The organism is Pseudomonas gingeri (genome assembly GCF_013385425.1).
Classification (GTDB): domain Bacteria; phylum Pseudomonadota; class Gammaproteobacteria; order Pseudomonadales; family Pseudomonadaceae; genus Aquipseudomonas; species Aquipseudomonas gingeri_D.
This window is the reverse complement of sequence record NZ_JACAQA010000032.1, coordinates 24,641-49,902: the sequence shown is the minus strand read 5'-3', so window position 1 is coordinate 49,902 and position 25,262 is coordinate 24,641. Positions and strand designations below refer to the sequence as shown.

Sequence of the window (25,262 nt, the reverse complement as noted above, 5' to 3'; positions counted from 1 at the left end):
TATAGTAGCGAGTGGATCCAATTCGGCTTCTGGATGTTAATATTTTGAATCGGCTTTTTCCGAGACTTGTTGTTTTTGTTCAAGTAGGCTTTTAACTAATCCGGCTCCCGAAGTGGGGTGTTATCTTCGGGTGTTACAAGTTTCTTGATTGAAATTTGTGAATTGAGTGTTTAGCCGGAAAGCAATGGATGGCCTTAGTCGTTTTATTTGTTTGACACGGAATTTCCGTGTTTCCGATAAGTTTGGAAACAATAAATAAGGTGATCGCATTGAAACCACTCAAGACCATGGTTATGGGTTTGCTTGCCCTGTCGATTCATAATATCGCAGCCGCCAGTGATAGTTCGACGGGTTCGTCGAGCGCCCAGAATATTATCTCCTCTCAAAAACTGCTGATGTTCGGCCCCCCTTCCGCACAGGTGCTTCCGGAGACGTTTGAGGCCTGGCCACGCCTGATGGCCGATGCCCTGGAGCCCGAGGAGATAGAGCGGCAGCGGGCAGGTATTGCCTTGGCTTATCTGGATATCGCGGCCGTTACGCAAGATGAGGACGTTCAGGCCAAGGTGGGTCAGCTGTTTGCCGAGCAGATACCTGTTTTGCTGAAAATGGACGGTGATAATGCCGAGTTGAAGGGGCAGGTTGCCGCTTTGTTTGGTATCGCCGGTTCCTCGCGCTATACGCTGTTTTACCGAAAAAATAACGCCCAGGTAGAGGTCCAGGGTTTCGATGATTTGAACACGCAGGAACAGATTGCCGCACTCGAAGAACAAGTGCTGAAGTGGCAGTCCGGGCAAGATGGGCATACGGCCACTGAGGCGGAAGAAGGCGTCGCGACATTACAGGGATCGGCAGAGCATCCACCTGCCGGTGCTCCGGTGCAAGTAAGTTCTTCGGATTTTACAGCGGTGCCGAGCCTGACATTCAACTTGTCTCAAACGGGCCGCAGGGGTGAAGTCTCGACATTGGCCAATATCGAGATCATCAGAAGTGCCCTGCGCGCTCAAGACAAGAAGTTCATTATTATCAAGGGTAATCCAACGACGATTAAATCGGAGAGAAATGGCATTCTCACACCGATACCCGGTGTCAGGAATCTCTGGGCCTCCTATCTGCCCCAGACGTACCGGGTAAGCCATATGGTCGAGGCCGCCGGTGCCGGTCCGGGCCTGGTGAGATTTGCTCCCCCGAGTGATGGCCGAACGGAGTTCAGTTACAACGAGACGCAGACCCGTGGTTTCACCATCGGTGGCTCGGTAGGTGCCGAGTTCGGGCCCGGAGCGACGGATAAGGCCACCTACGTGGCCAAATCCCCTTTCAGTCTGGGTGCCAGTTATGAGCACACCAATAGCAAAACCCTGGCGACCAGCTTCAAGGACTACTCGTTGTTGGCATCGTCAAATAACCGCGGCGCGCATTGGGTGGCCCCCATCGCACCTCGTCTCAGAAGTGCGTTGATTGACAGGGTCACCGCCAACGGGCCGATTCTGACAGAGAGTCGCATGACGCCGATGATGCGCCAGGCCAGCCTGGAAACCTACAGTGTCTGGGAGTTACCGGGCAGTTACAGCGGCAATGCGAAAGTGATAGTCGGTGCCGGCTATGACCTCCAACTGGATGAATGGTGGCGGGATCGGACCCAGATCAAGAAGAGGAGCGAATTGGTCAACTATGCCCATAACAGTGAGTTTGTCCTGGATTTATCAAGCCCTTACCTGACTCGCGAGATGTCGGTGCTTATCCGCTCCCAGGACGGTGCCGGAAGATGCCTGGTCGAGTCGGGGAGCACGGTGACGCTTGCCGCGTGCAATGCCCAGCAAAAAAGCCATCTATGGGGACTCGACTCGGAAAGTCGTTATGTAAACCGTGGGTCTGGAAAGTGCCTTGCGTTGCAGGAGCGCTCGGGTGCGCTGTCGACTGAAACCTGCCGTATCGACAATCGCCAACAATGGGAGTGGCGTGCCGACCGGATTCATTCGCTCTATAACCTGGACTGGCGCCTGTTTGTCCAGGGGACGCGACCCTCGGCAAAGCCGGACGGCTCGATGGCCTTCGACGATGTGCCGGTCAACGCCTTCAACCGCTTCAATATCCCGTGGGCCAGTTATCCCGGAGCGCCTTCGGCGGGCGACGTGATGCCCAACGAAAATGGTGTTTCACCGCAGGTCAGCCCGGACTGGGTCTCGACCTACAGAAACCCTATCGATGCACGTCAGCGGTGGCGTATCGAGATACTGCGTGATGGGCTGTAATCGCGGGCTCGGATAATGTTTCACCCGCCGCTTGAGGAGCAAGCGGCGGGCGCCGGCTTCAAGGCTTGCGTGGGCTCAAGACCACCTGGGCCTTCACCTGCCGGTCGATCTGCTTGTCGATCGTCAGCGCAAAATCGGCATCGAGCTTCTTCACACGTTTTTCCAGCAAGGTCGCCAGCCACGGGTAATCCTGGGTGCGCGGCACCTGGAAGGTCACCGTGCACTGGTAATTCACCACGTCCGCCGCCAGCGCATCCATCTGTTTGCGCAGTTGCGCAATGTCCTGGATGTTCAGGGCAATGGTGCTGCTCTCGGCGCTCGGGTCGATCAAGCGCGCCGCCGGCTTGGCTTCGGCAGCCTTGAGCGCGGCCTCGGCCTTTTCCAGCTCGGCCTTGCGTGCCTGGGCAATCGCACCGTTGACCCCGCCGGTCAGGGCCGGTGCCTTGGGCATCAGTGCCCGGGCACGGCTCAGGGCCGTGGCGGCGGCGTTGACGTCGCCTTTTTGCAGGACGATCTGGCTGCGTTGCAAATAGGCTTCGGCCAGCTGCCGCTGGTAGGTCACCCATTGGGGATCGTCCGGCGACTGCGTCTGCAAGGCACCCAATTGGTCCTCGGCAGTGGCCAGTTCATTGCTGCTGATGCTCTGCTCCAGCGCGGCGATGGCCGCGACCCGGGCATCGGGCACCGAGGTGTCCACCGGCGGGGTGCTCTGGCAGGCGCCCAGCAGCAGGGAAAATGCGACAAGGAGCAGATAACGGGAGGCGAACGGCTTCATTCCTGCGACTCTCTAATTGCGCAAAAAACGAGCAAGTCTACACCCCTCTGCGTGGCAGGACAAAACTCAGCAGAAACAGGCCGGCGGCCGTGACCACGATGGACGGCCCCGCCGGGGTGTCCTTGAACCAGGACAGCGCCAGACCACCGCACACCGCGAGCATGCCGAGCAGGCTGGCACCCAGGGCCATCTGCTCCGGCGAACGGGCGTGGCGCTGGGCGGCGGCGGCCGGGATGATCAGCAAAGAGGTGATCAGCAGCACGCCGACGATCTTCATCGCCACTGCAATCACCACCGCGATCAGCAGCATCAGCGCCATGCGCAACGACGCCACCGGCAAGCCTTCCACCGTGGCGAGTTCTTCATGCACGGTGATCGCCAGCAGCGGCCGCCAGAGGCTGATCAACAGCACCAGCACCGCCGCGCTGCCACCGAGGATCCAGTACAGGTCGGTGGTGCTGATGGCCAGCAGGTCGCCGAACAGGTAACCCATCAGGTCGATCCGCACTTCATGCATGAAGCTTAGTACCACCAGGCCGAGGGACAAGGTGCTCGGTGCAAGAATCCCCAGCAGGGTGTCGGAGGCCAGGGGCTGGCGTTGTTGCAAGGTCACCAGCAACACCGCCAGCAGCAGGCAGCCGACGGTCACCGCCAGGGTCGGGCTGACGTCCAGCAGAAAGCCCAGGGCCACGCCGAGCAGGGCCGCGTGGGACAAGGTGTCGCCGAAATAGGCCATGCGCCGCCAGACCACGAACGAACCCAACGGGCCCGCCACCAGCGCCAGGGCCAAGCCTGCAAGCAGGGCGTAGAGCAGGAAATCAGCCATGCTTGCAGCTTTCTCCATGAACGTGGGTGTGGGCCGCCGGGGCCGCGTCGCTGACCACGGCACCGTGCAGATCGTGGGCGTGGTCATGGTGGTGGTGATAGATCGCCAGGCTCTGGGCGTTCTGCCCGAACAGCTCGACGAAGGCCGGGTCGCCGCTGACCTGCTCGGGATGGCCGGAGCAGCAGACATGGCGATTGAGGCAGACCACCTGGTCGGTGGTGCTCATCACCAGGTGCAAGTCGTGGGAGACCATCAGTACGCCGCAGCCGTGGCGGTCGCGCAGGCGGGTGATCAGGCTGTAGAGCTCGGCCTGGCCGGCGACATCGACGCCTTGCACGGGTTCGTCGAGCACCAGCAGTTGCGGTTCGCGCAACAGCGCGCGGGCCAGCAGCACCCGCTGCATTTCGCCGCCGGAGATGCTTTGCACCGGGCTGTCGATCACCTGTTCGGCACCGACTTCGCCCAGGGCCGCCATGGCCCGCGCGCGGTCGACGCCCGGCACCAGGCGCAGGAAGCGCAGCACCGACAGCGGCAGGGTCGGGTCGACATGGAGTTTCTGCGGCATATAGCCGACCCGCAGTTTCGGCTTGCGCCAGACCGTCCCGCGATCCGGCTTGAGCAGCCCGAGCACGGCGCGCACCAGGGTGGTCTTGCCGGCGCCGTTGGGGCCGATCAGGGTGACGATCTGCCCGGGCTCGACGCTCAGGTGGATATTGTCGAGCACGTTCTGCCCGGCAAAGGTCACGCCCACCTGCTCGAGGCGAATCAGCGCAGTGCTCATCAGGCCCCCTGGCAACCCGAGCAGAGCCCGATCACTTCGACGGTCTGGGCCTCGACGGCGAAACCGACGTCGCGGGCGCTGCCGATAATGGCGTCGCTGATGGCTTTTTGTTCCAGCTCGATGGCGGCGTGGCACTGGCGGCAGATCAGGAATTGGCCCTGGTGGGCATGTTCCGGATGGTTGCAGCCGACAAAGGCGTTGAGCGAGGCGATGCGATGGACCAGGCCGTTGTCCAGCAGGAAGTCCAGGGCGCGGTAGACGGTCGGCGGCGCGGCGCGGCGGCCGTCCTGCTCGCTCAGTACCGCGAGGATGTCATAGGCGCCCAGGGGCTTGTGGCTCTGCCAGACCAGCTCGAGCACCCGCCGCCGCAGGGCGGTCAGGCGCAGGCCCTGGCGTGCGCACAGGGCATCGGCGTCGGACAGCGCGCTGTGCACGCAGTGAGAGTGATCATGGGGACGACTGGCGAGAGGGGTTTTGGGCATGAGCGGCGACGGCGTTTGTGAGAGACGTTATTATGTTACCTGTTCCTGCCGCCTTGAGTGTTCATCGTGCCCCGTCTTTTTGCCTTTTTTGTCGCGATCAGTGCCAGTTTGTTGGTGATTTCCCCGGTTCAGGCGCAAGTCAGCGTACTGACCAGCATCAAGCCCCTGCAGTTGATTGCCGCCGCCGTGCAGGAGGGCGTCGACACCCCTGAAGTACTGCTGCCGCCGGGCGCTTCGCCGCACAACTACGCGTTGCGGCCTTCCGATGTACGCAAGGTGCAGTCGGTGGATTTGCTCTACTGGATCGGCCCGGACATGGAAAGCTTCCTGCCCCGGGTGCTCAAGGGCCGCAGCCTGCCAACCGTCGCGGTGCAGGACCTGGCGGGGATGAAGTTGCGCCGGTTCGCCGAAGATAGCCACTCCCACGCTGAAGATGCCGACGAGCATGATCACGATCATCGCCCGGGCACGCTGGATGCGCACCTGTGGCTATCGACAGTGAATGCCCGGGTGATTGCCGCGCGCATGGCCGCGGACCTGAGTGCGGCCGATCCGGCCAATGCGCAGCGCTATCAAGGCAACGTGAAGGCCTTCGATGCGCGGCTCGATGACCTGGATGCGCGGTTGAAGGCGCGTCTGGCGGATGTGGTGGGCAAGCCGTACTTTGTCTTCCATGAGGCCTTCGATTACTTCGAGGATGCCTATGGGCTCAAGCACACCGGCGTGTTCAGCGTGGCCGCCGAAGTGCAGCCGGGCGCCCAGCACGTGGCGGCGATGCGCACGCGTTTGCAGGAAGTGGGCAAGACCTGTGTATTCAGTGAGCCGCCGTTGCGTCCGCGCCTGGCGGAAACCCTGGTGAGCGGCTTGCCGGTGAAGCTGGCCGAGCTGGATGCCCTGGGTGGCTACACGCCGGCGTCGGCCCATGGCTATGAGCAGGTGCTGGAGAAACTCGGCAATGACCTGGCGGGATGCCTGGAGCACTTGTAGGAGCGAGCTTGCTCGCGATGGCCGTCAACGATAACGCGGGGAACCTGATGCCCCGCGGCGCCTGGACTACCATCGCGAGCAAGCTCGCTCCTACAATGCGAACGGCAACGAGCAGCTGACCTGCTGGCGCTGGGCCAGGCGGCGCTGGAACTCCATGGGGTCATGGATCAGCACGTCCTGCCCGGCAAAGGACTCGGCGGCAATCAGCCGCGACAGCCAGAAACGTACACAGCCCACCCGCAACATGGTCGGCCACAACTCGGCTTCACTCGCGGTAAACGGCCGCAGACCGGCATACGCGCCCAACAGTGCCCGGGCCCGTTGCCCGTCGAGTACCCCGGCGTCATCCGAACACCAGTCGTTCAAGGCAATGGCCACGTCGTAGAGCATCGGCCCGGAACAGGCGTTGTAGAAGTCGATCAATCCGGTCAGGTGGGTGCCTTCGAACATCGCATTGTCGCGGAACAGGTCGGCGTGCAGGTTGGCCCTTGGCAGCGCGAGGATCTGCGCCTTGTACCGGCCAATCTCCTCCAGCGCCGCTTGCAGCAAGCCGCGCGCCTCCTCGTCCAGGTGCGACTTCAGCTTCTCGCCCTCTTCGAGCATCCAGTCCAGGCCGCGATCGGTCTTGCGCTCTATGATCCTGTCACGGGTCGCCAGGTGCAGATGACCGAGCAGCTCGCCGACCTGGGCGCAGTGCTGGGCGTTGGCCACCTTGATGTGCTTGCCGGCCAGTCGCGGTTGCAGCAACGCCGGCTTGCCGGCCAGTTCGCGCAGGGCCTGGCCGTCGGTGGTGCGCAAGGCATAGGGAACCGGCAGGTCGGCATCATGCAGCACGTCGAGCAGTTCGATGAAGAACGGCATTTCCTGCACCGGTCCGCGTTCAACCAGGGTCAGGACGTATTCACCCTTCTCCAGGCTGATGAAGAAATTGGTGTTTTCACTGCCGGCGGCAATTCCCTGGAAATCGAGCAGACGACCGAGCCCATAAGGGGCGAGAAAGGTTTCCAGCTCGGGCCGAGCCAGGGGGGTGAACACAGACATGGTTAAAACTGCCAGTACGGGCGCCGCTCAAGGCGGCGCCGATTAAAGTTAAGGGCTTACTTCCACTCGAAGATCTTCCACGCTGGAATCAGCATATCGGGCTGGTCCGAGCGGATATAGTTTGCATCAGTACCATCGGCACGGACCAGAAAGTAGGGCTTGCCACCTTTGGGGGTGACCTTGATGGCGTACAGAAAGCCATTTACCCGGTATTCCTGGATCGTTTTGTCACCTTCCGTGTGAATCGTCACTTCTGGTTCGGCTGAAGGCGCATCCGACGCGGCCATGACGGCCAGCGGCGCGAGCGCAAGCAAGCCGCCCAATAACAGGCGATTGAGTTTACGCATGATAACCTTGTCCCTTTGTCGTCAACGGTCCGGCTATTCTAGCGCCGCACCCGCCGAAAAGGTTGATCGTACTCATGAACCAAGCTCCTCTCGTCCTGGTGGACGGTTCTTCCTACCTGTATCGCGCCTTCCACGCGATGCCGCCGCTCACCACGTCCAAGGGGTTGCCCACCGGGGCGGTCAAGGGCGTGCTGAACATGCTCAGAAGCCTGCGCAAACAGTATCCGCAAAGCCCCTTCGCGGTGGTTTTCGACGCCAAGGGCGGGACCTTTCGCGATGAAATGTATGCCCACTACAAGGCCAACCGCCCGAGTATGCCCGACGATATGCGCGTGCAGATCGAGCCGTTGCACGCCAGCGTGCGTGCCATGGGCTTCCCGTTGCTGTGCGTGGAAGGCGTGGAAGCCGACGATGTGATCGGCACTCTGGCCCGCAGTAGCGCGGCCGCTGACCGTCCGGTGGTGATCTCCACCGGTGACAAGGACATGGCGCAGTTGGTCGACGGGCACATTACGCTGGTCAACACCATGAACGAAACCTCGATGGATGTGGAGGGCGTAAAGGCGAAGTTTGGCGTCGCTCCCGAGCAGATCATCGATCTGCTGGCGTTGATGGGTGACTCTTCCGACAACATTCCCGGAGTCAAGGGGGTCGGCGAGAAAACCGCCGTGGCCTTGCTGGTGGGGGTCAACGGTGGTTTGAAAGAACTCTACGAGCAGCTCGACCAGGTGCCGAACCTGCCGATTCGCGGGGCCAAGACCTTGCCGGCCAAGTTGCTTGAGCACAAGGAGATGGCGTTCCTGTCCTACCAGTTGGCGACCATCAAGGTCGACGTGCCGCTGGAGATCGGCCTGGACGACCTGCACCTGGGCGAGCCGGATCGGGAAAAGCTCGCCGAGCTGTATGCCGAGCTGGAATTCAAGAGCTGGATCGACGAGTTGCAGCGCGAAGCCAAGCGCATTGAGTTGGCCGCTGCGGCGGCGCCTGCGGCGGACAACGCCGGGCTCTTCGACGCCGGGCCGGCGGACGCTGCCCCGCCAGTGGCCGAGGCTCCCAGTGAGCCACAATACGAAACCATCCTCGACCAGGCCCGCTTCGATGCCTGGCTGGAGAAACTCAAGGGCGCCAAGCTCTTTGCCTTCGACACCGAAACCACCGGGATCGACGCGCAGCAGGCACAGTTGGTCGGTGTTTCCTTCGCCGTACAGGCCAATGAAGCGGCCTATGTGCCGCTGACCCATTCCTACATCGATGCGCCGCAGCAACTGGATCGCGACAGCGTGTTGCGGGCCTTGAAGCCGCTGCTGGAAGACCCGGAAAAGCTCAAGGTCGGCCAGCACGCCAAGTTCGACATGAATATCCTCGCCAATTGCGCCATCGGCGGCGACCCGGCGTGCGGTATCACGGTGCGCGGCATCGCCTTCGACACCATGCTCGAGTCCTACGTGCTCAATGCCACGGCGACCCGGCACGATATGGACAGCCTGGCGAAGAAGTACCTCGACTACGACACCGTCAGCTTCCAGGACATCGCCGGCAAGGGCGCCAAGCAACTGACCTTCGACCAGATCGCCCTGGAACAGGCCGGGCCCTATGCCGCCGAAGACGCCGACGTGACCTTGCGCCTGCACCAGGCCTTGCATGAGCAACTGGCCGCCGTGCCGAGCCTGCTCAGTGTGCTCACCGATATCGAAATGCCGCTGGTGCCGGTGCTGGCGCGGATCGAGCGCCAGGGCGCGCTGGTGGATGCCGATTTGCTCGGCGTGCAGAGCATCGAGCTGGGCAAGAAGATGGTGGAGCTGGAGCGCGAGGCGTTCGTGATCGCCGGCGAAGAGTTCAATCTTGGCTCGCCCAAGCAGTTGGGCGCGATCCTCTACGAAAAACTCGGCCTGCCGGTGCTGAAGAAGACCGGCAAGGGGCAGGCGTCCACGGCTGAAGAAGTACTGGCCAAGCTGGCCGAGGATGACTATCCGTTGCCCAAGGTGCTGATGCAGTACCGCTCCATGAGCAAGCTGAAAAGCACCTACACCGATCGCCTGCCGGAACAGATCAATCCGCGTACCGGGCGTATCCACACCTCCTACCACCAGGCGGTGGCGGCCACCGGACGCTTGTCCTCCAGCGATCCGAACCTGCAGAACATCCCGGTGCGCACCGCCGAGGGCCGGCGCATTCGCCAGGCGTTCATCGCGCCGAAGGGCTACAAGCTGCTGGCAGCAGACTATTCGCAGATCGAACTGCGGATCATGGCTCACCTGTCCAAGGACGAAGGCCTGCTCAATGCCTTCCGCCACAACCTCGACGTGCACACGGCGACGGCGGCGGAAGTGTTCAAGGTCGAGTTGGGCGCGGTGACGTCCGACCAGCGCCGCAGCGCCAAGGCCATCAACTTCGGCCTGATCTATGGCATGGGCGCGCAGAAGCTGGGCAAGGACATCGGCGTCGACACCAAGACCGCCAAGGCTTACATCGACGTGTATTTCGCTCGCTACCCGGGGGTTCGCGAATACATGGAGCGCACCCGCGGCCAGGCCTCGGAGCAGGGTTATGTCGAAACCCTGTTCGGGCGTCGGCTGTACTTGCCGGAGATCCACTCCAACCGGCCCCAGGAGCGTGCCGGCGCCGAGCGCACGGCGATCAACGCGCCGATGCAGGGTACGGCGGCGGACATCATCAAGAAGGCCATGGTGGCGGTGGATAACTGGCTCTGCGAATCCGGCCTGGATGCCCGGGTCATCCTCCAGGTGCACGATGAACTGGTGCTGGAGGTGCGTGAGGATCTGGTGGAAGAGGTCAGCGAGAAGATTCGCGCCTACATGAGCGGCGCGGTGCAGCTGGATGTGCCGTTGCTGGTGGATGTGGGCGTGGGCAACAACTGGGATGAGGCGCACTGAGTCCGACATTTGCCGCGACATGGCGTCGCGGCAAAACACCATCGAAAGGCCATTAGTTCAGAAATAGGCGGCACTTATGCCAAATAGTTTTTGAAGATTTTCGGAACTAAATCGGCAAAACGACACTCAGAGTTACTGAATGGCTGGTGAAGCCCTTCGATGCTCCTATGTTGTGTTAAGTGTTGGCAGATATTCCGGACGCCGCCCTAGCGGTTCGGAACTTGGACCCCGAACTTCCCCTCCCCATACGAAGTCCGGGGTTTTTTTTGCCCCCAAACTGGCTGTGGCACGCTCATGCTGCGTTAAAAGCGCGGCGTGAAAGACTCATTTACAGCCAGTAAACTTCGCCTTTCACGCCGCGCTTTTGCCTTGCCTGAGCGCACCACAGCCAGTTTGGTGTCCGTCTGTCGGGCCTCAAAAGCGAGCCTTATTCCGCCGCCGCTTCTGCGCCCTTGTCCGCCAGTTCCATCCAGTCCGCCAATACAGTGTAGGCCTCTTCCAGGCCCTGGCGCTTGGGCGCCGAGAACAGCTGGATACTGATGGCGTCACCCCAGCCCTTGCGGATTTCCGCCTGGACCTTGAGCAAGGTGTTCTTCGCCGCGCCGTAGGTCAGCTTGTCGGCCTTGGTCAGCAGGATGTGCATCGGCATGCCGCTGGCCACCGCCCAATCGAGCATCAACAGGTCGAAGTCGGTCATCGGATGGCGGATGTCCATCATCAGGATCAGACCCTTCAAACTCTCCCGGCCACCCAGGTAGGCTTCCAGGTGACGCTGCCAGTGCAGCTTCAGCGGAATAGGAACTTTTGCATATCCGTAGCCCGGCAGGTCGACCAGACGCCGATCATCGTCTAGCTTGAAGAAGTTCAATAGCTGTGTGCGACCCGGGGTTTTCGAGGTGCGCGCCAGGCTCGCATGGGTCAGGGTGTTGAGGGCGCTGGATTTGCCGGCGTTGGAACGGCCGGCAAAGGCCACTTCAAAACCTTCGTCGTCCGGGCACTGGTCGACTTTGGCGGCGCTGAGCATGAAGGTGGACTGTTGGCACAGGCCGAGAATGGGGTTCTTGAGTTGCATGGGATTTCCGATATGGGCGGTGCCGGGGATGGACGCGGCAGCAGTGTCATTTCCGTTTCAGTAGCGCCAGTATATAATGCCGCAGATTTTGTGTGTGCTTTGTCCCTGCATAGGATAAGGCCCACGGGGGCGATAGACCTAGACCGCGCAGTAGAACGCGGTACGTTCCCAACCCTGAGAAGGTCATTGATGACCCAATGGCTGCTGGCCGCCGGGCTCTTGATGCCGCTTTACAGCGCGCAGGCTACACAGGATCCGGAAGCCGTGTACAACCGTGTTTGTGGTGCCTGCCATGCCGGACAGCTGCCGATGGCCCCTCAAAAGGGTGACCAGGCGGCCTGGAAGCCAAGATTGGCGCAAGGTATGGAGACGCTGGTGCAACACGTGACCCAGGGTTTCAAGGCGATGCCGCCGCGTGGTTTGTGCATGGACTGCAGTACCGAGGATTACCGAAGCATCATCCAGTGGATGAGCGAGTAAGCCCGGTCCATAACTCTTAACCCTTAGCCGTAGTTGGATTAGCTGATGAACAAACTGATCGTGAGTCTGCTGTTGACCCTGGGGATCACAGGCCTGGCCCAGGCCGCCGGCGATGCCAAGGCCGGTCAGGCCAAGGCCGCTGTCTGCGGAGCCTGCCATGGGCCCGACGGCAACAGCATGGCCCCCAACTTTCCGAAACTCGCCGGCCAGGGCGAGCGCTACCTGACCAAGCAGATGCAGGATATCAAGTCGGGCAAGCGCACGGTGCTGGAAATGACCGGCCTGCTGACCAACCTGAGCGATCAGGACCTGTCCGATATCGCCGCCTACTTTTCCAGCCAGCAAGGCAGCGTCGGCGCCGCCGATCCCAAGGTCGTGGCCCACGGCGAAGAGCTGTTCCGCGGCGGCAAACTGGACCAGGGCATGCCCTCCTGCATCGGTTGCCACTCGCCCAATGGCGCGGGCAACGCCGCTGCCGGTTTCCCGCACCTGGGTGGCCAGCACGCGCAATACATCGCCAAGCAGTTGACCGACTTCCGTGAAGGCAACCGCACCAACGACGGCGATACCATGATCATGCGCAGCATCGCCGCGAAGATGAGCAACAAGGATATCGAAGCCGTTTCCAACTACGTACAGGGCCTGCACTGAGGCTCTGACGGTCAGGTTCGCGGGGGATTGTCATCTTTGGCAACGTTAATGATCGATTAATCCGCTGCTGCAACGATAAAAGGGTGGCCTTGGCCGCCCTTTTTTGTGGCCGCTGCCGTTACACTAATTATCGAACTAGAGCCCGCACCGGTCTGTCTGAGTTACAGGTCGCGTCTGGGGCCACTTTCCATGTCCAGGAGCAAAGCATGCGTAATCTGATTCTCAGCGCCGCACTCGTCACCGCCAGCCTGTTCGGCATGACGGCCCAGGCCGCCGATGTGCCACTTGAGGCCGGCAAGACCTACGTGGAACTGAGCAACCCTGTACCGGTTGCCGAGCCGGGCAAAATCGAAGTGGTCGAGTTGTTCTGGTACGGCTGCCCGCATTGCTACGCTTTTGAGCCGACCATCAACCCTTGGGTCGAGAAGCTGCCCAGCGATGTGAATTTCGTGCGTATTCCGGCGTTGTTCGGAGGCCCCTGGGATGCCCACGGCCAGCTCTTCGTGACCCTGGACACCATGGGTGTCGAGCATAAGGTCCACGCCGCAGTGTTCAATGCCATCCAGAAGGAACACAAGCAGCTGGTCAAGCCTGACGACATGGCTGACTTTGTCGCCACCCAAGGCGTAGACAAGACCAAGTTCCTGGAAACCTTCAACTCTTTCGCCGTGAAGGGCAAGATGGCCCAGTATCGTGATCTGGCCAAGAAGTATGAAGTCAGTGGCGTACCGACCATGATCGTCAACGGCAAGTACCGCTTCGACCTCGGCACTGCTGGTGGTCCAGAAGCCGCACTGAATGTCGCCGACCAGCTGATCGCCAAGGAGCGGGCCGCCATGACGGCGGCCAAGTAAGGCCGCCGCCGTGATCGGGCGCTGGGGGACGGAGCGTCTCGTTGGCCTGCATGAGCCCAAGGTCAACGAGCGTCACCTGGAGAGCACCGGCCTGCCGGCGGACAACCGCCTGCGCCTGCTCAGTTTCAATATCCAGGTGGGCATCAGCACCCAGCGTTATCGACATTACCTGACCCGTGGTTGGCAACACCTGCTGCCCCATACCGGGCGGGCGGACAACCTGCAGAAGATCGGCGGCCTGCTCGCCGATTTCGACCTGGTGGCCCTCCAGGAGGCCGACGGTGGCAGCCTGCGTTCAGGCTATATCAATCAGGTCGAGCACCTGGCCCAGCTCGGGGCCTTTCCCTACTGGTACCAGCAACTCAATCGCAACCTCGGGCGCCTGGGCCAGCACAGCAATGGCGTGCTGAGCCGTTTGCGGCCCTCGGCGATCGAGGATCATCCCTTGCCGGGGCCGGCCGGGCGCGGAGCCATTCTCGTGCGCTTTGGCGAGGGCTCGGAAGCCTTGGTGGTGGTGATGATGCACCTGGCCCTGGGGGCGCGGGCGCGTACCCGGCAACTGGCCTATATCCGCGAGCTGATCGGCGGTTTTCGGCATCTGGTGCTCATGGGCGACATGAACACCCAGGCCAGCGACCTGCTGCTACACTCGCCTTTACGCGACCTCGGTTTGCTCGCACCGCAGGTGGAAGCCACGTTTCCCAGCTGGCGTCCACAACGTTGCCTGGACCACATTCTGCTTAGCCCCAGCCTGACGCTGGAGCGAGTCGAGGTGCTGGCCCAACCTATTTCCGATCATTTGCCGGTGGCCGTCGAAATTCGCCTGCCAGGCTCCATCGGTTCTGATACGTTGCCGGCCTTGAGTAGCTAAATCTCGCGGACGCCGGCATGAGCAGCGAAGAAGTCGAACGCTGGAAAGAGAAATACCTTAAAAGCATCGAACAACAGGAAAAGCTCGAGCGTCGTTGGGACGCCCGTCTGGACCTGCTTCGCCGTGGGCTGGTGCGCAGCACCCTGGCGGCGGAAGGGACCGACCGCGCGGTCGACCAGTGCATGAAGGAAATGCGCGATATCATCCGCAGTGACGATATGGACGCGGGCCTCGCGGCGCTGCTGCCTCGCTTGGAAAAAGCCGTGCTCGACTCCGAACAGCGTCGCGAGACCCGCGCCGAACAGGTGAGCACCGCGTTGACCTCGCTGGTGACCCAGCTGCAATCCTTGCCGCTGACCCGTGAAGTCCGGCGGCCGCTGAAGAACTTCGCCAAGCAGCTTGAGGGCCGTGCCGGCCAGGCGCGGGAAATCCCGTTGCTGCTCAGCGAGCTCAGTGGTTTGCAAGGCAAGGCACTGACGCAGCTTGAGCAGCCGGCCGAGCCAGGGCGTCCCGGCCTGTTGCAACGGTTGTTCGGTGGCAAGGAGAATCCGCCAGAAGCCACCCCGGGTCAGTCGCCGGCCCAGCCCGCCGGGGCCGAACAGGTTCCGAGCCACGCGGTCGAACCCGTGGCGCGTGACCCCGAGCTTCAAGTGCCGGAGGCTGTTCATGCACCCGCACCCACACCACCTGTACCCGTAGCGGCCCCTGCCGTCGAGCCGGCAGCGGCGCCCGCCCCCGCCCCTGTTGCCCCAGTTGAGGCCGCAGCGCCAGCCGAGCTCGAAGTGCCGGTGTCGGCATCGCCGTCCGCTACTGAGCCCGAGCTGGTGCCCGCGGCCAAGCCCGTCGATGCGGTGGCCTATGTGCCGCAGGTGGTGCAGCCGGAGCCGTCTGCCGCTGTCGCCGAGGCGGTGCCCGAAGTGCCATCCGTGGCTATGGCGAGCTCGGCCGGGCAACCGCCGATTCTGGCTGTCGAGCCCAACATGGTGCCCACGCCTGCCGTCAAGGCGGCCGCCCCGGCTGAAGCGCCAGCCCCTGCGCCGCATCCCGCGCCTACGGTGTTTATCGACAGCCTGCCGTTGCCCCCGGTGATGGCTGAGGCGCTGGCGGCCGTCGACCCGGAGTACCCCGAGCCGGATGTGCTGTTCGCCTTGCCCGAATCCCCGGAACCGTCCTACAGCTCGGTGGCCGAACATATCGAGTCGACGTTGTTGGGCCTGCTCGATGACCTGACCCTGCCCGAACGTCACCAGGCCCATGCCGAAGCCATGCGCCACCGCCTCGAACATGGGTTGAACTGGTACGAATTGCTGCCGATCCTCGATGATCTGGCGGTGTTGATGCTGGCGATCAACGACAGCGGTCAACACGATTTCCAGATCTACCTCAAGCAACTCAACGAACGCCTGGAGTCGTTCCAGAGCAACCTGCAGGCGGCCAGTGCCGGGCATGCCGAAGGGCGTACGGCGGCGAACGAGCTGCACAGCCAGTTGCGCGAGCATGTCGATAGCCTGCAAAGCAGCGTGCAGGATGCCGCGGACCTGGAAAGCCTCAAGCATGTCCTGGAAAATCGCCTCGAAGGTTTGTTGGGCACCATGGACCAGCACCAGCAACAGCGGGCCATCCGCGAGCAGGAGGTTGCCGTGCGCCTGCAAAGCCTGGCCGAACGCGTGGCGCATATGGAGCAGGAGGCCCAGGGCTATCGTGACCACCTTGAGGAGCAACGCCAGAAAGCCCTGGTCGACCCGCTGACCGGCCTGCCCAATCGTGCGGCCTGGAGCGAGCGCCTGGAGCAGGAAATGGCGCAGTGGCAGCAGCACGGCAACACCCTGCTGATCGCCATGCTCGATCTCGATCACTTCAAGCGGATCAACGACAACTACGGCCACCTGGCCGGTGACAAGGTGCTGAAGATCATTGCCGGCGAGTTGCGCAAGCGCCTGCGTGCCGGAGACTTCATTGCCCGTTTCGGCGGCGAGGAGTTTGTCCTGCTGGTGCCCGATACCTCGGTCACCGCGGGGCTCAAATTGACCGAGAGCCTGCGCGCGGCCATCGAGGCCTGTCCGTTCCACTTCAAGGGCGAGCGCGTGACCATCACCGTGTCGGTCGGGCTGTCGGCGTTCAAGACCGGCGAGCGCAGCGACCATGCGCTGAAAAGGGCCGATGAGGCGCTTTACCGGGCCAAGAATGCCGGGCGTAACCGCATCGAACAAGGCTGAGTTGTAGGGGCCGGCTTGCTGGCGATGGCGTCCGCACGGCCAATACAAGGCTTGCGGGCCTCATCGCCAGCAAGCCGGCTCCCACAAGTGACCGCATTGCCCGAAGTTGTGGGGTCAGGGTCAGGAGGGGGATCCAGGTTGCATCAGGTAACAGTGTATTGGGCGCTGCTGTGCCTGCCAGTACGTTATGCTGCCAAATTACTGTCTTCATTTGTTGCCGCTGCCATGAAACTGTTCCCTCTCCTTCTTTCGATCCTGCTGCTGGCGGGCTGCGCCAGCGCTCCGCGAATGGACACCAGCCACCCTTCGGTCAACTACGACAATCGCGTGCAGTTCGTGATCCTGCACTACACCTCGGCAAACATGGAAAACTCACTGCGGTTGCTGACCCATGGCCAGGTCAGCAGCCATTACCTGATCGGCGACGACCCCCGCGCCACGATCTTCAAGCTGGTGGATGAGAGCCAGCGTGCCTGGCACGCCGGGGAAAGCGAGTGGCTGGGACGCACCTGGCTGAACTCCAGCTCCATTGGCATTGAAATCGTCAATCCGGGTTTCCGCGATACACCCACCGGCCGCGTCTGGTACCCCTACAGCGAAGCGCAGATCCAGGCATTGATCGTGCTGCTCAAGGACATCGTCAAACGCAATCACATCGAACCACGCAATGTGATCGGCCATAGCGATATCGCGCCGCTGCGCAAACAGGACCCGGGCCCGTTGCTGCCCTGGAAGCGCCTGGCCGCGGAAGGCCTCGGCGTATGGCCTGACGAGCAGGCGGTCGCCCGGCAGCAGACTGTCTACACCGCGCAACTGCCGAGCATCACCTGGTTCCAGCAGCAGCTCATGCGCCTGGGCTATGCCACGCCGCAGACCGGCGAGCTGGATGTTGCCACGCGTCATGTCCTGGCGGCGTTCCAGATGCACTTCCGCCCGGCTCGTTTCGACGGCCTGCCGGATGCGCAAAGTGCGGCGATCCTCCAGGTGCTCAACCAGTCAAAATAACGTCAGCGCCGGACGGTCAGCGCCGATTCGCCAATCTGTTGCTATAACTCATTGGTAAGTCTTCGGATATTCGCTGATGCCGGTTCGCCAGACGTTGCGCTCCTGGTTCCATCGTCCCTGGTTGCTGGCATTGCTGGCGGCTCTGTTCAGTGTCGCCCTGTTATTGGCCGGCAGCCTGGGGGTGGTGATGCACCAGGCCAGGCAGCACGAAAGCGAACAGATGAATGCCCAGGGGCAACGTTTCCTGGAGCGGCTGGAGCAGCTTTTCGGGCAACTGCGCGAGGGGCTCGATCAATTGGAGGCCCAGCCCCTGCGGGACTGTAGCCCGGCCATGATCGGCACCCTGCAGCAACTGAGCTTCAACTATCGCTTTATCTACGAAGCCTTCTATGTCGACGCCACCCGGTCCTGTTCCAACTGGCCGAACCAGGATGCCCAGGTGACCTTGGGGATGCCGGATATCCGCGGGCCGACCTACAGCTATTGGCTCAATACCTCGGCCCAGCCCAATGACAACCTGGCCGCCCTGATGTTGGGGCGCGGTCACTTCCGGGTATCCACTTCCCGTGGCCATTTGAGCGATGTGGTGGAACTGCCGCCGGGGGCCAGCCTGCTGGTGGTGGTCGACCGTGGCCGGCGGGCGATTCCGGTGCTCGGGCCGGAGCAGGACTGGCCGCCCCCCGGCTGGCCGGCGAAGGGCCAGGACCCGTTGCTGATCACGCCAGATGAATTGATCTACCGCATGCCCACCCGTACCCCGGAATACCAACTGGTGATGGTCGCGCCGCGCGCGGCCATGCCGCTGGTCATCGACCCGCTGTGGTGGTGGCTGCTCTCGGTGAGCCTGGTGATTGCCTTCTGCATCGGCGGCCTGACCTTGCAGTTGGCCCGCCAGCGCCAATCGCTCAACGGCGAACTGCAAGGCGCGCTGCGGCGCGGCGAGTTCCAGGTCTTGTATCAACCGATCTTCGACCTCGGCAGCCGTCGGTGCGTGGGCGCCGAAGCCCTGATCCGCTGGCGCCGGCCGGACGGCACGCTGACCAGTCCCGACCTGTTCATTCCCCTGGCGGAAAATACCGGGCAGATCCGCCAGATCACCGATTTTGTCCTGCAACGGCTGCTGGACCAGCTGGGTCACCTGCTGCGGGCCAATCCGCAGCTGTACATCTCGGTGAACCTGGCGGCTTGCGATGTGATGGTGCCGCGTATCGGCGAGGTGATTGCCGACCTGTTGCGCAGGCATCGGGTCAGTGCCCGGCAGATTGCCTTCGAAGTCACCGAGCGTGGTCTGATCGACGTGGTGGTGGCACGGGACAATTTGCAGGCCCTGCGGGATGCCGGCCATCAGGTGTTGATCGACGACTTCGGCACCGGCTATTGCAGCCTGGCCTATCTGCAAACGCTGCCGGTGGATTGCCTGAAGATCGACAAGGCCTTTATCGACGCCTTGGGCCATGACGCCGCCAGCAGCGGCGTGGCGCCGCATATCATTCGCATGGCCCATGCGCTGCACTTGCGGGTGATCGCCGAGGGCATCGAGTATGAGCACCAGGCCCTGCTGCTCAGCAGCGAAGGGGTCAATTATGGTCAGGGTTGGTTGTTTGCCCAGGCGCTGACGGCGGTGCAGTTCGTCGAATTGATCACTCGCGGCCGACGCCTGGCTTCGCGTCGCCTGGACGACGAGGCCTAGAGCGGCAGCGCCATATAGAACTGCGTGCCCTGCCCCGGCCGTGAATACACGCCCATCCGCCCGCTGTGCAGTTGCACGATCTCCTTGCACAGGGCCAGGCCCAGGCCGGCGCCGCCTTTCTTGCGGCCGACCTGGACGAAAGGTTCGAAGATGCGTCCCTGTTGCCCGTAGGCAATACCCTCGCCGTTGTCCTCGACGCTGATGATGACCCGCTCGCCATGGCGCCGGGCCTGCAAGCGAATCTGCCCGCCCCGGGCGGTATGGCGCAGGGCGTTGTCCAGCAGGTTGTCGAGGACGCGCTCCAGTTGCGGTTGATCGGCCGGCAGGCGCGGCAAGGGCGGCTGCAGCTCGACCTGCAGGTCGATGCCCTGGCTCAGGGCCTGTTCGGCAAAGCGCAGGCGACAGGCCTCGAGCAGTGTCTCGATATCGCAGGGCAGCAGGGTCAGTTTCTGCAGGCCGTTCTGGTAACGGGAGAAATTCAGCAGGTCGTTGATCAATTGCATCAGCCGCTGCATTTCTTCGTTGACCGTGTTCAGCAGGTCCGCTTCCCGCGATTCGCTGTCGAAATGCACGCGCTCCTGCAACAGGCCGAAGGCCATGTGCATGCCGGTGACCGGCGTGCGCAGTTCGTGGGAGGCGCGCAGGACGAACTCGCTGCGCACCCGCTCGAAGGCCCGCTGTTCGGTGACGTCGTGGAGCACCATCACCGCGCCGAGAATATGGCCTTGGGTATGACTGACCGGGGTCAGGCTGTAGGTCAGCAGGCGGGATTCCCCTTCGACCTCGACCTCGAGGTCTTCCGGTGCCCGTTCCAGGCTGGCACCGCGCAGGATCAATTGCAGTTGTTCGTCCAGTTCGGGCCGCTGCAGCGCCTCGCCAAGGCCTTGGCCGAGGCGATCGCCGTCCCAGCCCAACTGGCGCTGCGCCACCGGGTTGAGGTGCTCCAGGCGGCCTTCACGGTCAATCATCAGCAGCCCGTCGTCGATGCTGTCGAGCACGGCCTGCAAGCGTTGCTGGCCGGCGAGCAATTCGTCGATATTGGTTGCCTGATGCTGGCGCAGGGCCTCGGCCATAAGGCCGAAACGTCGGGTCAGCAGGTTCATCTCGACCGCGGGGGAAATCGGCAGGGTGACGTCGAAGTTGCCCTGGCCGATATGGTCCGCCGCCTCGGCCAGGGCCTCGATCGGTGCACCGAAACGGCGGGCGATGCCGTGGGCGGTGATGAAGCCGATGATCAGCACCGCCAGGCCGACAAACCCCAGCAGCCCGGCCACCAGCAGTGCCCGCTCGCGGGCATCGTTTTCCGTGGCGCTGATGTTGTCCAGCGCCTGCTTGTGCTCGGCGATCAGGCCGTTGCGCAGGATATTGAAAGTGTTGGTGAGCTCCTCGATGCTGCCACTGCCGTCCCGTGAACGGGCGAAGGCCTGGTAGAACCGTTCGTAGTCGATACGGGCCTGGGCGAAGCCGCTGCGCACGTCGTTGCTCTGCTCATGCTCGATGCCTTCGTGGAGCAGTTGCAGATAGTGTTCGCGCGAGGCCTCGAGCGCGGCCTGGTCCGGCTTGTCACCGAGCATCAGAAGCAACTGGTCGCCCAGGCTCTGGCGCAGCTTGAGGCCCAGGTCGAGGGTGATGAAGTTGTCGCTGACCAGCGACTCCTGGGTCTTGGCCATCTGCATCACGCTGACCAGGCCGAGCATCAGGCCCAGCAAGGCGACGGTGATCAGTGCCGAAATACTCAGGAAGAGCCGGGTGCGCAGCTTCATCGTGAGCTTCATGGTGGGCTACTCACAGGTTGTACTGTTTGCGTTTGCGGTACAGCGTCGAGGCGTCGATGCCCAGTGTCTTGGCGGCCTGGTCAAGGGTATCGCTGTTGGCCAGTACCGCGCCGATATGGGCTTTCTCCAGTTCGTCCAGGCTCAGCGCGGCGCCGATGCGCGGTGCGCTGTTGGCCGGTTGCTCGGCCATGCCCAGGTGGCTGATCTCCACGCGCTCCTGGGGACAGATGATGCTGGCGCGTTCGACCACGTTGCGCAGCTCACGGATATTGCCCGGCCAGCGGTAGTTGAGCAGGGCTTCGCGGGCCTCATCGCCGAAGCCGCGGGCTGGTCGCGCGTATTCCTTGACGAAGCGGGCGAGGAAACGATCGGCGAGCATCAGGATATCTTCACTGCGCTCGCGCAGGGGCGGCAGGTGCAGGGTGATGACGTTCAGGCGATAGAGCAGGTCCTCGCGAAAACGCCCGTCGCGGACCATGTCTTCGAGGTTGAGGTTGGTCGCGGCGAGAATCCGCACATCGGCCCGTCGTGTCACCGGATCGCCGACCCGTTCGTATTCCTTGTCCTGGATAAAGCGCAGCAGCTTGGGCTGCAGGGTCAGGGGGAAATCGCCGATCTCGTCGAGAAACAGCGTCCCGCCGTCGGCCTGGTTGACCCGGCCCAGGGTGCTTTCGCTGGCGCCGGTGAAGGCCCCGCGGCTGTGGCCGAACAGCTCGCTTTCCATCAGCTCGGCGGTCAGCGACGGGCAGTTGATGGTTACGCAGGATTTCTTCGCGCGTTTGCTCCAGCCATGGATGGCCCGGGCCAGTTCGCCCTTGCCGGTCCCGGACTCGCCGAGGATCAGGATGTTCGCGTCGGTGCCGGCCACCTGCCGCGCGGTTTCCAGCACCGCCATCATCGATGGGCTGTGGGAGTCGAGGCCGTCCTTGGGCTTGCGCACTTCGCCTTCCAGGGCCTCGAGGCGCGCCGACAGTTGCCGCACTTCCAGCTGTTTGGCCGTGGCTAGGCGCAGTTGGTCCGGGCTGCACGGCTTGACCAGGTAATCGGCGGCACCGGCCTGGATGGCGTCGACCGCGGTGTCCACGGCAGAGTGGGCGGTGACAATCACCACGCGCATCCAGGGCGCCTGGATGCGCATCTGGGCCAGGACATCGAGGCCGTTGTCTTCGCCAAGGCGCAGGTCGAGGAAGCACAGGTCGAAAACCTGGCGCTGCAGCAAGGCCTCGGCCTGGGCCGCGCTGTTCGCCGTGGCGACGCTGTAGCCCTCGTCTTCCAGGCAATAGCGAAAGGTGCGAAGGATGGCGGACTCGTCATCCACCAGCAGAATACGGCCTTGATGTTCCGTGGCGGACTCCATCTCCCATGCTCCTTTAGTAAAAGTTTTCAGTCTCTACCGGAAATATCCGGCACGTTAGAGAGCTGTTTCTGATTGACCTTATGACAAGCAGGGTAACGGTCTGCGCCCCTGATTGCTAACCCGCTGATTTGGGGAATTTTTTAGGCTCTTTGCTTCCGACAGTTGGGCTCTCAGCTAATTCCTACTGATTTTCTTACTATTTATTCTTTTGGTAGGGCTATTTCCTACGGATTCATCGTGCAATACGCACGACCGTATGGCGGGCATCGTGCAGGATGCTGGTCGATCAATCTTGTGTATTTTATAACTTATTGATTTTATTGATGTTTTTCCAATAAAAAAGCTGGCATGCAGACTGCAATGTTCCTCTCAAGAACATTCGCGGTGGTCGGTCTGGTTCATCTCTCCCGACCCCGCCACACCCATCATTGAGTCGGAGGAGTTTCAGGATGAATCGCCCACGTGCCGCCCATCTCCATCTCTCGCCACTGCACCTGCAGCAAGGATTGTTTGCCGTGTTGGCGTTGCTGGTCACGCTGATTGCCGGCCAGCAGTTCCAACGCTGGAACCAGGCCAGTGTCCAGGTCCAGCGCCTGCCCGGGCATGCCCTGCAACAAACCCATTTCAGCGCGGCCGCTACCAGTATCAGCGACCCCGCCGCCTACCGCCTGACGTCGGTCGATCAAGCCCAGGTGCCTGACGAGCCGTTGCAGCAGCGCTGGGTGTTCTAGGCAAGAACCGGGCCGTCGGATGATAGCCCGGGGCAGTACCCGGGGCAGTAAAGGCTGCATCCAAACACTTGTAAGTCGAGGAGAATCACCATGTTGAGCTGGGCAGTCACATTCCTGATCATTGCCATTGTCGCCGCGGTATTGGGCTTTGGTGGCATCGCCGGTACAGCCACGGGTATCGCCAAGATCCTCTTTGTCGTATTCCTGGTGATGTTCGTGGTTTCCTTCCTGTTCGGACGCCGTGGTCGAGGCTGACCATGAGCCACAGCCGCCCTGCTGACGGGCGGCCGCTCCTGTCGTTGCATGACCGCGTTTGCCGCTTTGACCCTATGTCTTTCTGACATTAAGTGGCCTTTTCAGCGGGTGCATTTTTCCGATGTGACCGTACGTCTAGAAACACCCCTCTGATTACCCCTCGTTTACGATTGAATTTGTAGGAGTTTTCTACTTATTTGGCCTCGCTTCATTCCCGTGCCGTGGAGGAAAAAATGCTTTGAAATGGCCGGTCTACGGCACTTTTTTCGGCTGAAATGTCCTGTTGATGGGGGACAAAACGGTCGTATTGTTGAATAAAGGTCATGCCGATTCGGCATGGGGTAGGCGTTTACGGCATTAGACGTCCCCCCCTTGCATGGGAATAGTTGCGCCTTTTTTCGCCTGCCAAAAAGCCATCAGGCCGGTGGGCGATGACCTTCCATGGGGGACAGTTGCCATCACCTGACCTGCATCAGTGCAACGGTGAGGGGCTTCTGTCCGACTCCACTTGAAGCAAGGGTAACGACATGAAGAAGGCAAAGCTCAGCCTCGCCTGGCAGATCCTTATCGGTCTGGTACTGGGGATTGCAGTCGGCGCGCTGCTCAACCATTTCAGTGCCGAGAAGGCCTGGTGGATCGGCAACGTCCTGCAACCGGCAGGCGATATCTTTATCCGCCTGATCAAGATGATCGTTATCCCGATTGTCATTTCCTCGCTGGTGGTCGGCATTGCCGGTGTCGGCGACGCCAAGAAGCTGGGGCGCATCGGCCTCAAGACCATCGTCTACTTCGAGATCGTCACCACCATCGCCATTGTGGTCGGCCTGCTGCTGGCCAACGTGTTCCACCCGGGCTCGGGCATCGATATGAGCACCCTGGGCACCGTGGACATCTCCAAGTACACCGCCACCGCCGCCGAAGTACAGCATGAGCATGCGTTTATCGAAACCATCCTCAACCTGATTCCTTCGAACATCTTTGCCGCCATGGCCCGCGGCGAAATGCTGCCGATCATCTTCTTCTCGGTGCTCTTCGGCCTCGGCCTGTCGAGCCTGCAGGCCGAGTTGCGCGACCCGCTGGTGAAGATGTTCCAGGGCGTCTCGGAAAGCATGTTCAAGGTCACCCACATGATCATGAACTACGCGCCGATCGGTGTGTTTGCCCTGATCGCGGTGACCGTCGCCAGCTTCGGCTTCGCCTCCCTGCTGCCGCTGGCCAAGCTGGTGCTGCTGGTCTACGCCGCCATCCTGTTCTTCGCCTTTGCCGTGCTCGGCCTGGTGGCCCGTTTGTTCGGCTTCTCGGTGATCAAGCTGATGCGCATCTTCAAGGACGAACTGGTACTGGCCTACTCCACCGCCAGTTCCGAAACCGTGTTGCCACGGGTGATCCAGAAGATGGAAGCCTACGGTGCGCCGAAAGCCATTTGCAGTTTTGTGGTGCCGACCGGTTACTCCTTCAACCTCGACGGCTCGACCCTGTACCAGAGCATCGCGGCGATCTTCATTGCCCAGCTTTATGGCATCGACCTGTCCATCAGCCAGCAATTGCTGCTGGTGCTGACCCTGATGGTCACCTCCAAGGGCATTGCCGGGGTACCGGGCGTGTCCTTCGTGGTGTTGCTGGCGACCCTGGGCAGCGTCGGTATTCCGCTGGAAGGCCTGGCCTTTATCGCCGGTGTCGACCGAGTCATGGACATGGCGCGGACCGCGCTGAACGTGATCGGCAATGCCCTGGCGGTGCTGGTGATTTCCCGTTGGGAAGGCATGTACGACGATGCCAAGGGCGAGCGCTACTGGAACTCCCTGCCGCACTGGCGCAGCAAGGCGCCGCTGCCGGCGGGCGAGGCTTCCAAGGGCTGATCGAATGGCGCTTGCCGGCGAAGCGTCTAGTGCTCTCGCTGGCCCCTTCGCGAGCAAGCTCTGC

The 25,262-nt window shown here is 62.0% G+C and carries 22 protein-coding genes; 13 read left to right on the top strand and 9 right to left on the bottom strand.

Annotated features, from left to right (window positions below):
• Nucleotides 1–227 precede the first annotated feature (227 nt).
• Nucleotides 228–2,249 (top strand): RICIN domain-containing protein, encoded by a 2,022-nt coding sequence (locus HX830_RS32665; protein ID WP_177103908.1) that lies wholly within the window; start codon nt 228–230, stop codon nt 2,247–2,249.
• A 58-nt stretch (nt 2,250–2,307) separates the two neighbouring features.
• Here the strand turns inward: HX830_RS32665 and HX830_RS27895 are convergent, their stop codons facing one another.
• The 4 genes from HX830_RS27895 to zur are packed head-to-tail and all read right to left on the bottom strand — an operon-like array spanning nt 2,308 to nt 5,113.
• Nucleotides 2,308–3,024: a PA5502 family lipoprotein gene (locus HX830_RS27895; RefSeq protein ID WP_103496267.1), complete on the bottom strand. Its 717-nt coding sequence runs from the start codon at nt 3,022–3,024 to the stop codon at nt 2,308–2,310.
• 37 nt (nt 3,025–3,061) lie between these two features.
• Nucleotides 3,062–3,850 carry a zinc ABC transporter permease subunit ZnuB gene (znuB, locus tag HX830_RS27890; RefSeq protein ID WP_100940005.1) on the bottom strand — a complete coding sequence of 263 codons (789 nt, stop codon included), beginning with the start codon at nt 3,848–3,850 and terminating at the stop codon, nt 3,062–3,064.
• Entirely contained in the window at nt 3,843–4,631 is a 789-nt protein-coding gene (znuC, locus tag HX830_RS27885) for a zinc ABC transporter ATP-binding protein ZnuC (RefSeq protein WP_103496268.1), read from the bottom strand. The genes znuB and znuC overlap by 8 nt, the downstream gene beginning before the upstream one ends.
• Complete coding sequence (gene zur / locus HX830_RS27880; protein ID WP_103496269.1) at nt 4,631–5,113, bottom strand: zinc uptake transcriptional repressor Zur; 483 nt, start codon at nt 5,111–5,113, stop codon at nt 4,631–4,633. The genes znuC and zur overlap by 1 nt, the downstream gene beginning before the upstream one ends.
• A 66-nt stretch (nt 5,114–5,179) precedes the next feature.
• Between zur and HX830_RS27875 the strand changes: the two genes are divergently transcribed.
• Nucleotides 5,180–6,100, top strand: a complete 921-nt coding sequence (locus HX830_RS27875; RefSeq protein ID WP_177103906.1) for a zinc ABC transporter substrate-binding protein — start codon at nt 5,180–5,182, stop codon at nt 6,098–6,100.
• Nucleotides 6,101–6,190: 90 nt separating this feature from the next.
• Here HX830_RS27875 and HX830_RS27870 read toward each other — a convergent pair whose 3' ends face one another.
• Both HX830_RS27870 and HX830_RS27865 read right to left on the bottom strand, forming a co-directional pair.
• Nucleotides 6,191–7,141 (bottom strand): homoserine kinase, encoded by a 951-nt coding sequence (locus tag HX830_RS27870; protein WP_177103896.1) that lies wholly within the window; start codon nt 7,139–7,141, stop codon nt 6,191–6,193.
• A 56-nt stretch (nt 7,142–7,197) separates the two neighbouring features.
• Nucleotides 7,198–7,488, bottom strand: a complete 291-nt coding sequence (locus HX830_RS27865) for a DUF2782 domain-containing protein (RefSeq protein ID WP_103496272.1) — start codon at nt 7,486–7,488, stop codon at nt 7,198–7,200.
• 74 nt (nt 7,489–7,562) lie between these two features.
• On the opposite strand from HX830_RS27865, the gene polA reads away from it, so the two are divergent.
• A complete protein-coding gene (gene polA, locus HX830_RS27860; RefSeq protein WP_177103894.1) occupies nt 7,563–10,382 on the top strand; it encodes a DNA polymerase I in 2,820 nt (939 codons plus the stop codon).
• 427 nt (nt 10,383–10,809) lie between these two features.
• Here polA and yihA read toward each other — a convergent pair whose 3' ends face one another.
• On the bottom strand, nt 10,810–11,454 hold the full coding sequence (yihA, locus tag HX830_RS27855) for a ribosome biogenesis GTP-binding protein YihA/YsxC (RefSeq protein WP_103496274.1): 645 nt from the start codon (nt 11,452–11,454) through the stop codon (nt 10,810–10,812).
• Between the two features lie 189 nt (nt 11,455–11,643).
• On the opposite strand from yihA, the gene HX830_RS27850 reads away from it, so the two are divergent.
• From HX830_RS27850 to HX830_RS27820, 7 genes are all read left to right on the top strand, one after another.
• Nucleotides 11,644–11,934 carry a c-type cytochrome gene (locus tag HX830_RS27850; RefSeq protein ID WP_103496275.1) on the top strand — a complete coding sequence of 97 codons (291 nt, stop codon included), beginning with the start codon at nt 11,644–11,646 and terminating at the stop codon, nt 11,932–11,934.
• Between the two features lie 45 nt (nt 11,935–11,979).
• Nucleotides 11,980–12,585, top strand: coding sequence for a c-type cytochrome (locus HX830_RS27845; protein ID WP_152736526.1), 606 nt, complete (start codon nt 11,980–11,982; stop codon nt 12,583–12,585).
• A gap of 206 nt (nt 12,586–12,791) precedes the next feature.
• Nucleotides 12,792–13,439 (top strand): thiol:disulfide interchange protein DsbA/DsbL, encoded by a 648-nt coding sequence (locus tag HX830_RS27840; protein WP_103496277.1) that lies wholly within the window; start codon nt 12,792–12,794, stop codon nt 13,437–13,439.
• A 10-nt stretch (nt 13,440–13,449) separates the two neighbouring features.
• The gene (locus HX830_RS27835; RefSeq protein WP_177103892.1) at nt 13,450–14,310 is read left to right on the top strand and encodes an endonuclease/exonuclease/phosphatase family protein; all 861 of its coding nucleotides are present in this window, start codon (nt 13,450–13,452) and stop codon (nt 14,308–14,310) included.
• A 17-nt stretch (nt 14,311–14,327) separates the two neighbouring features.
• Nucleotides 14,328–16,526 (top strand): diguanylate cyclase, encoded by a 2,199-nt coding sequence (locus HX830_RS27830; RefSeq protein WP_177103890.1) that lies wholly within the window; start codon nt 14,328–14,330, stop codon nt 16,524–16,526.
• Between the two features lie 225 nt (nt 16,527–16,751).
• Nucleotides 16,752–17,531: an N-acetylmuramoyl-L-alanine amidase gene (locus tag HX830_RS27825; protein ID WP_177103880.1), complete on the top strand. Its 780-nt coding sequence runs from the start codon at nt 16,752–16,754 to the stop codon at nt 17,529–17,531.
• 76 nt (nt 17,532–17,607) lie between these two features.
• Nucleotides 17,608–19,221 (top strand): EAL domain-containing protein, encoded by a 1,614-nt coding sequence (locus tag HX830_RS27820; RefSeq protein ID WP_177103878.1) that lies wholly within the window; start codon nt 17,608–17,610, stop codon nt 19,219–19,221.
• On the opposite strand, the gene HX830_RS27815 is transcribed toward HX830_RS27820, so the two are convergent.
• Complete coding sequence (locus HX830_RS27815) at nt 19,218–20,996, bottom strand: ATP-binding protein (protein WP_103496280.1); 1,779 nt, start codon at nt 20,994–20,996, stop codon at nt 19,218–19,220. The genes HX830_RS27820 and HX830_RS27815 overlap by 4 nt on opposite strands.
• 10 nt (nt 20,997–21,006) lie before the next feature.
• Nucleotides 21,007–22,353 carry a sigma-54-dependent response regulator transcription factor AlgB gene (algB, locus tag HX830_RS27810; protein WP_103496281.1) on the bottom strand — a complete coding sequence of 449 codons (1,347 nt, stop codon included), beginning with the start codon at nt 22,351–22,353 and terminating at the stop codon, nt 21,007–21,009.
• Nucleotides 22,354–22,802: 449 nt separating this feature from the next.
• Here algB and HX830_RS27805 point away from each other — a divergent pair, with 449 nt between their 5' ends.
• The 3 genes from HX830_RS27805 to gltP all read left to right on the top strand — a co-directional run bounded on the left by HX830_RS27805 (nt 22,803) and on the right by gltP (nt 25,198).
• Nucleotides 22,803–23,084, top strand: a complete 282-nt coding sequence (locus HX830_RS27805) for a hypothetical protein (protein ID WP_177103876.1) — start codon at nt 22,803–22,805, stop codon at nt 23,082–23,084.
• A gap of 90 nt (nt 23,085–23,174) precedes the next feature.
• Nucleotides 23,175–23,339: a DUF1328 domain-containing protein gene (locus tag HX830_RS27800; RefSeq protein ID WP_100940022.1), complete on the top strand. Its 165-nt coding sequence runs from the start codon at nt 23,175–23,177 to the stop codon at nt 23,337–23,339.
• A gap of 527 nt (nt 23,340–23,866) precedes the next feature.
• A complete protein-coding gene (gltP, locus tag HX830_RS27795) occupies nt 23,867–25,198 on the top strand; it encodes a glutamate/aspartate:proton symporter GltP (RefSeq protein WP_177103874.1) in 1,332 nt (443 codons plus the stop codon).
• Nucleotides 25,199–25,262: the final 64 nt, after the last annotated feature.

Bases quoted from the DNA above. Each gene is read 5' to 3' on its own strand.
- HX830_RS27895 (WP_103496267.1), bottom strand. From the start codon at position 3,024: ATGAAGCCGTTCGCCTCCCGTTATCTGCTCCTTGTCGCATTTTCCCTG.
- znuB (WP_100940005.1), bottom strand. From the start codon at position 3,850: ATGGCTGATTTCCTGCTCTACGCCCTGCTTGCAGGCTTGGCCCTGGCG.
- znuC (WP_103496268.1), bottom strand. From the start codon at position 4,631: ATGAGCACTGCGCTGATTCGCCTCGAGCAGGTGGGCGTGACCTTTGCC.
- zur (WP_103496269.1), bottom strand. From the start codon at position 5,113: ATGCCCAAAACCCCTCTCGCCAGTCGTCCCCATGATCACTCTCACTGC.
- HX830_RS27870 (WP_177103896.1), bottom strand. From the start codon at position 7,141: ATGTCTGTGTTCACCCCCCTGGCTCGGCCCGAGCTGGAAACCTTTCTC.
- HX830_RS27865 (WP_103496272.1), bottom strand. From the start codon at position 7,488: ATGCGTAAACTCAATCGCCTGTTATTGGGCGGCTTGCTTGCGCTCGCG.
- polA (WP_177103894.1), top strand. From the start codon at position 7,563: ATGAACCAAGCTCCTCTCGTCCTGGTGGACGGTTCTTCCTACCTGTAT.
- yihA (WP_103496274.1), bottom strand. From the start codon at position 11,454: ATGCAACTCAAGAACCCCATTCTCGGCCTGTGCCAACAGTCCACCTTC.
- HX830_RS27850 (WP_103496275.1), top strand. From the start codon at position 11,644: ATGACCCAATGGCTGCTGGCCGCCGGGCTCTTGATGCCGCTTTACAGC.
- HX830_RS27845 (WP_152736526.1), top strand. From the start codon at position 11,980: ATGAACAAACTGATCGTGAGTCTGCTGTTGACCCTGGGGATCACAGGC.
- HX830_RS27840 (WP_103496277.1), top strand. From the start codon at position 12,792: ATGCGTAATCTGATTCTCAGCGCCGCACTCGTCACCGCCAGCCTGTTC.
- HX830_RS27830 (WP_177103890.1), top strand. From the start codon at position 14,328: ATGAGCAGCGAAGAAGTCGAACGCTGGAAAGAGAAATACCTTAAAAGC.
- HX830_RS27825 (WP_177103880.1), top strand. From the start codon at position 16,752: ATGAAACTGTTCCCTCTCCTTCTTTCGATCCTGCTGCTGGCGGGCTGC.
- HX830_RS27820 (WP_177103878.1), top strand. From the start codon at position 17,608: ATGCCGGTTCGCCAGACGTTGCGCTCCTGGTTCCATCGTCCCTGGTTG.
- HX830_RS27815 (WP_103496280.1), bottom strand. From the start codon at position 20,996: ATGAAGCTCACGATGAAGCTGCGCACCCGGCTCTTCCTGAGTATTTCG.
- algB (WP_103496281.1), bottom strand. From the start codon at position 22,353: ATGGAGTCCGCCACGGAACATCAAGGCCGTATTCTGCTGGTGGATGAC.
- HX830_RS27805 (WP_177103876.1), top strand. From the start codon at position 22,803: ATGAATCGCCCACGTGCCGCCCATCTCCATCTCTCGCCACTGCACCTG.
- HX830_RS27800 (WP_100940022.1), top strand. From the start codon at position 23,175: ATGTTGAGCTGGGCAGTCACATTCCTGATCATTGCCATTGTCGCCGCG.
- gltP (WP_177103874.1), top strand. From the start codon at position 23,867: ATGAAGAAGGCAAAGCTCAGCCTCGCCTGGCAGATCCTTATCGGTCTG.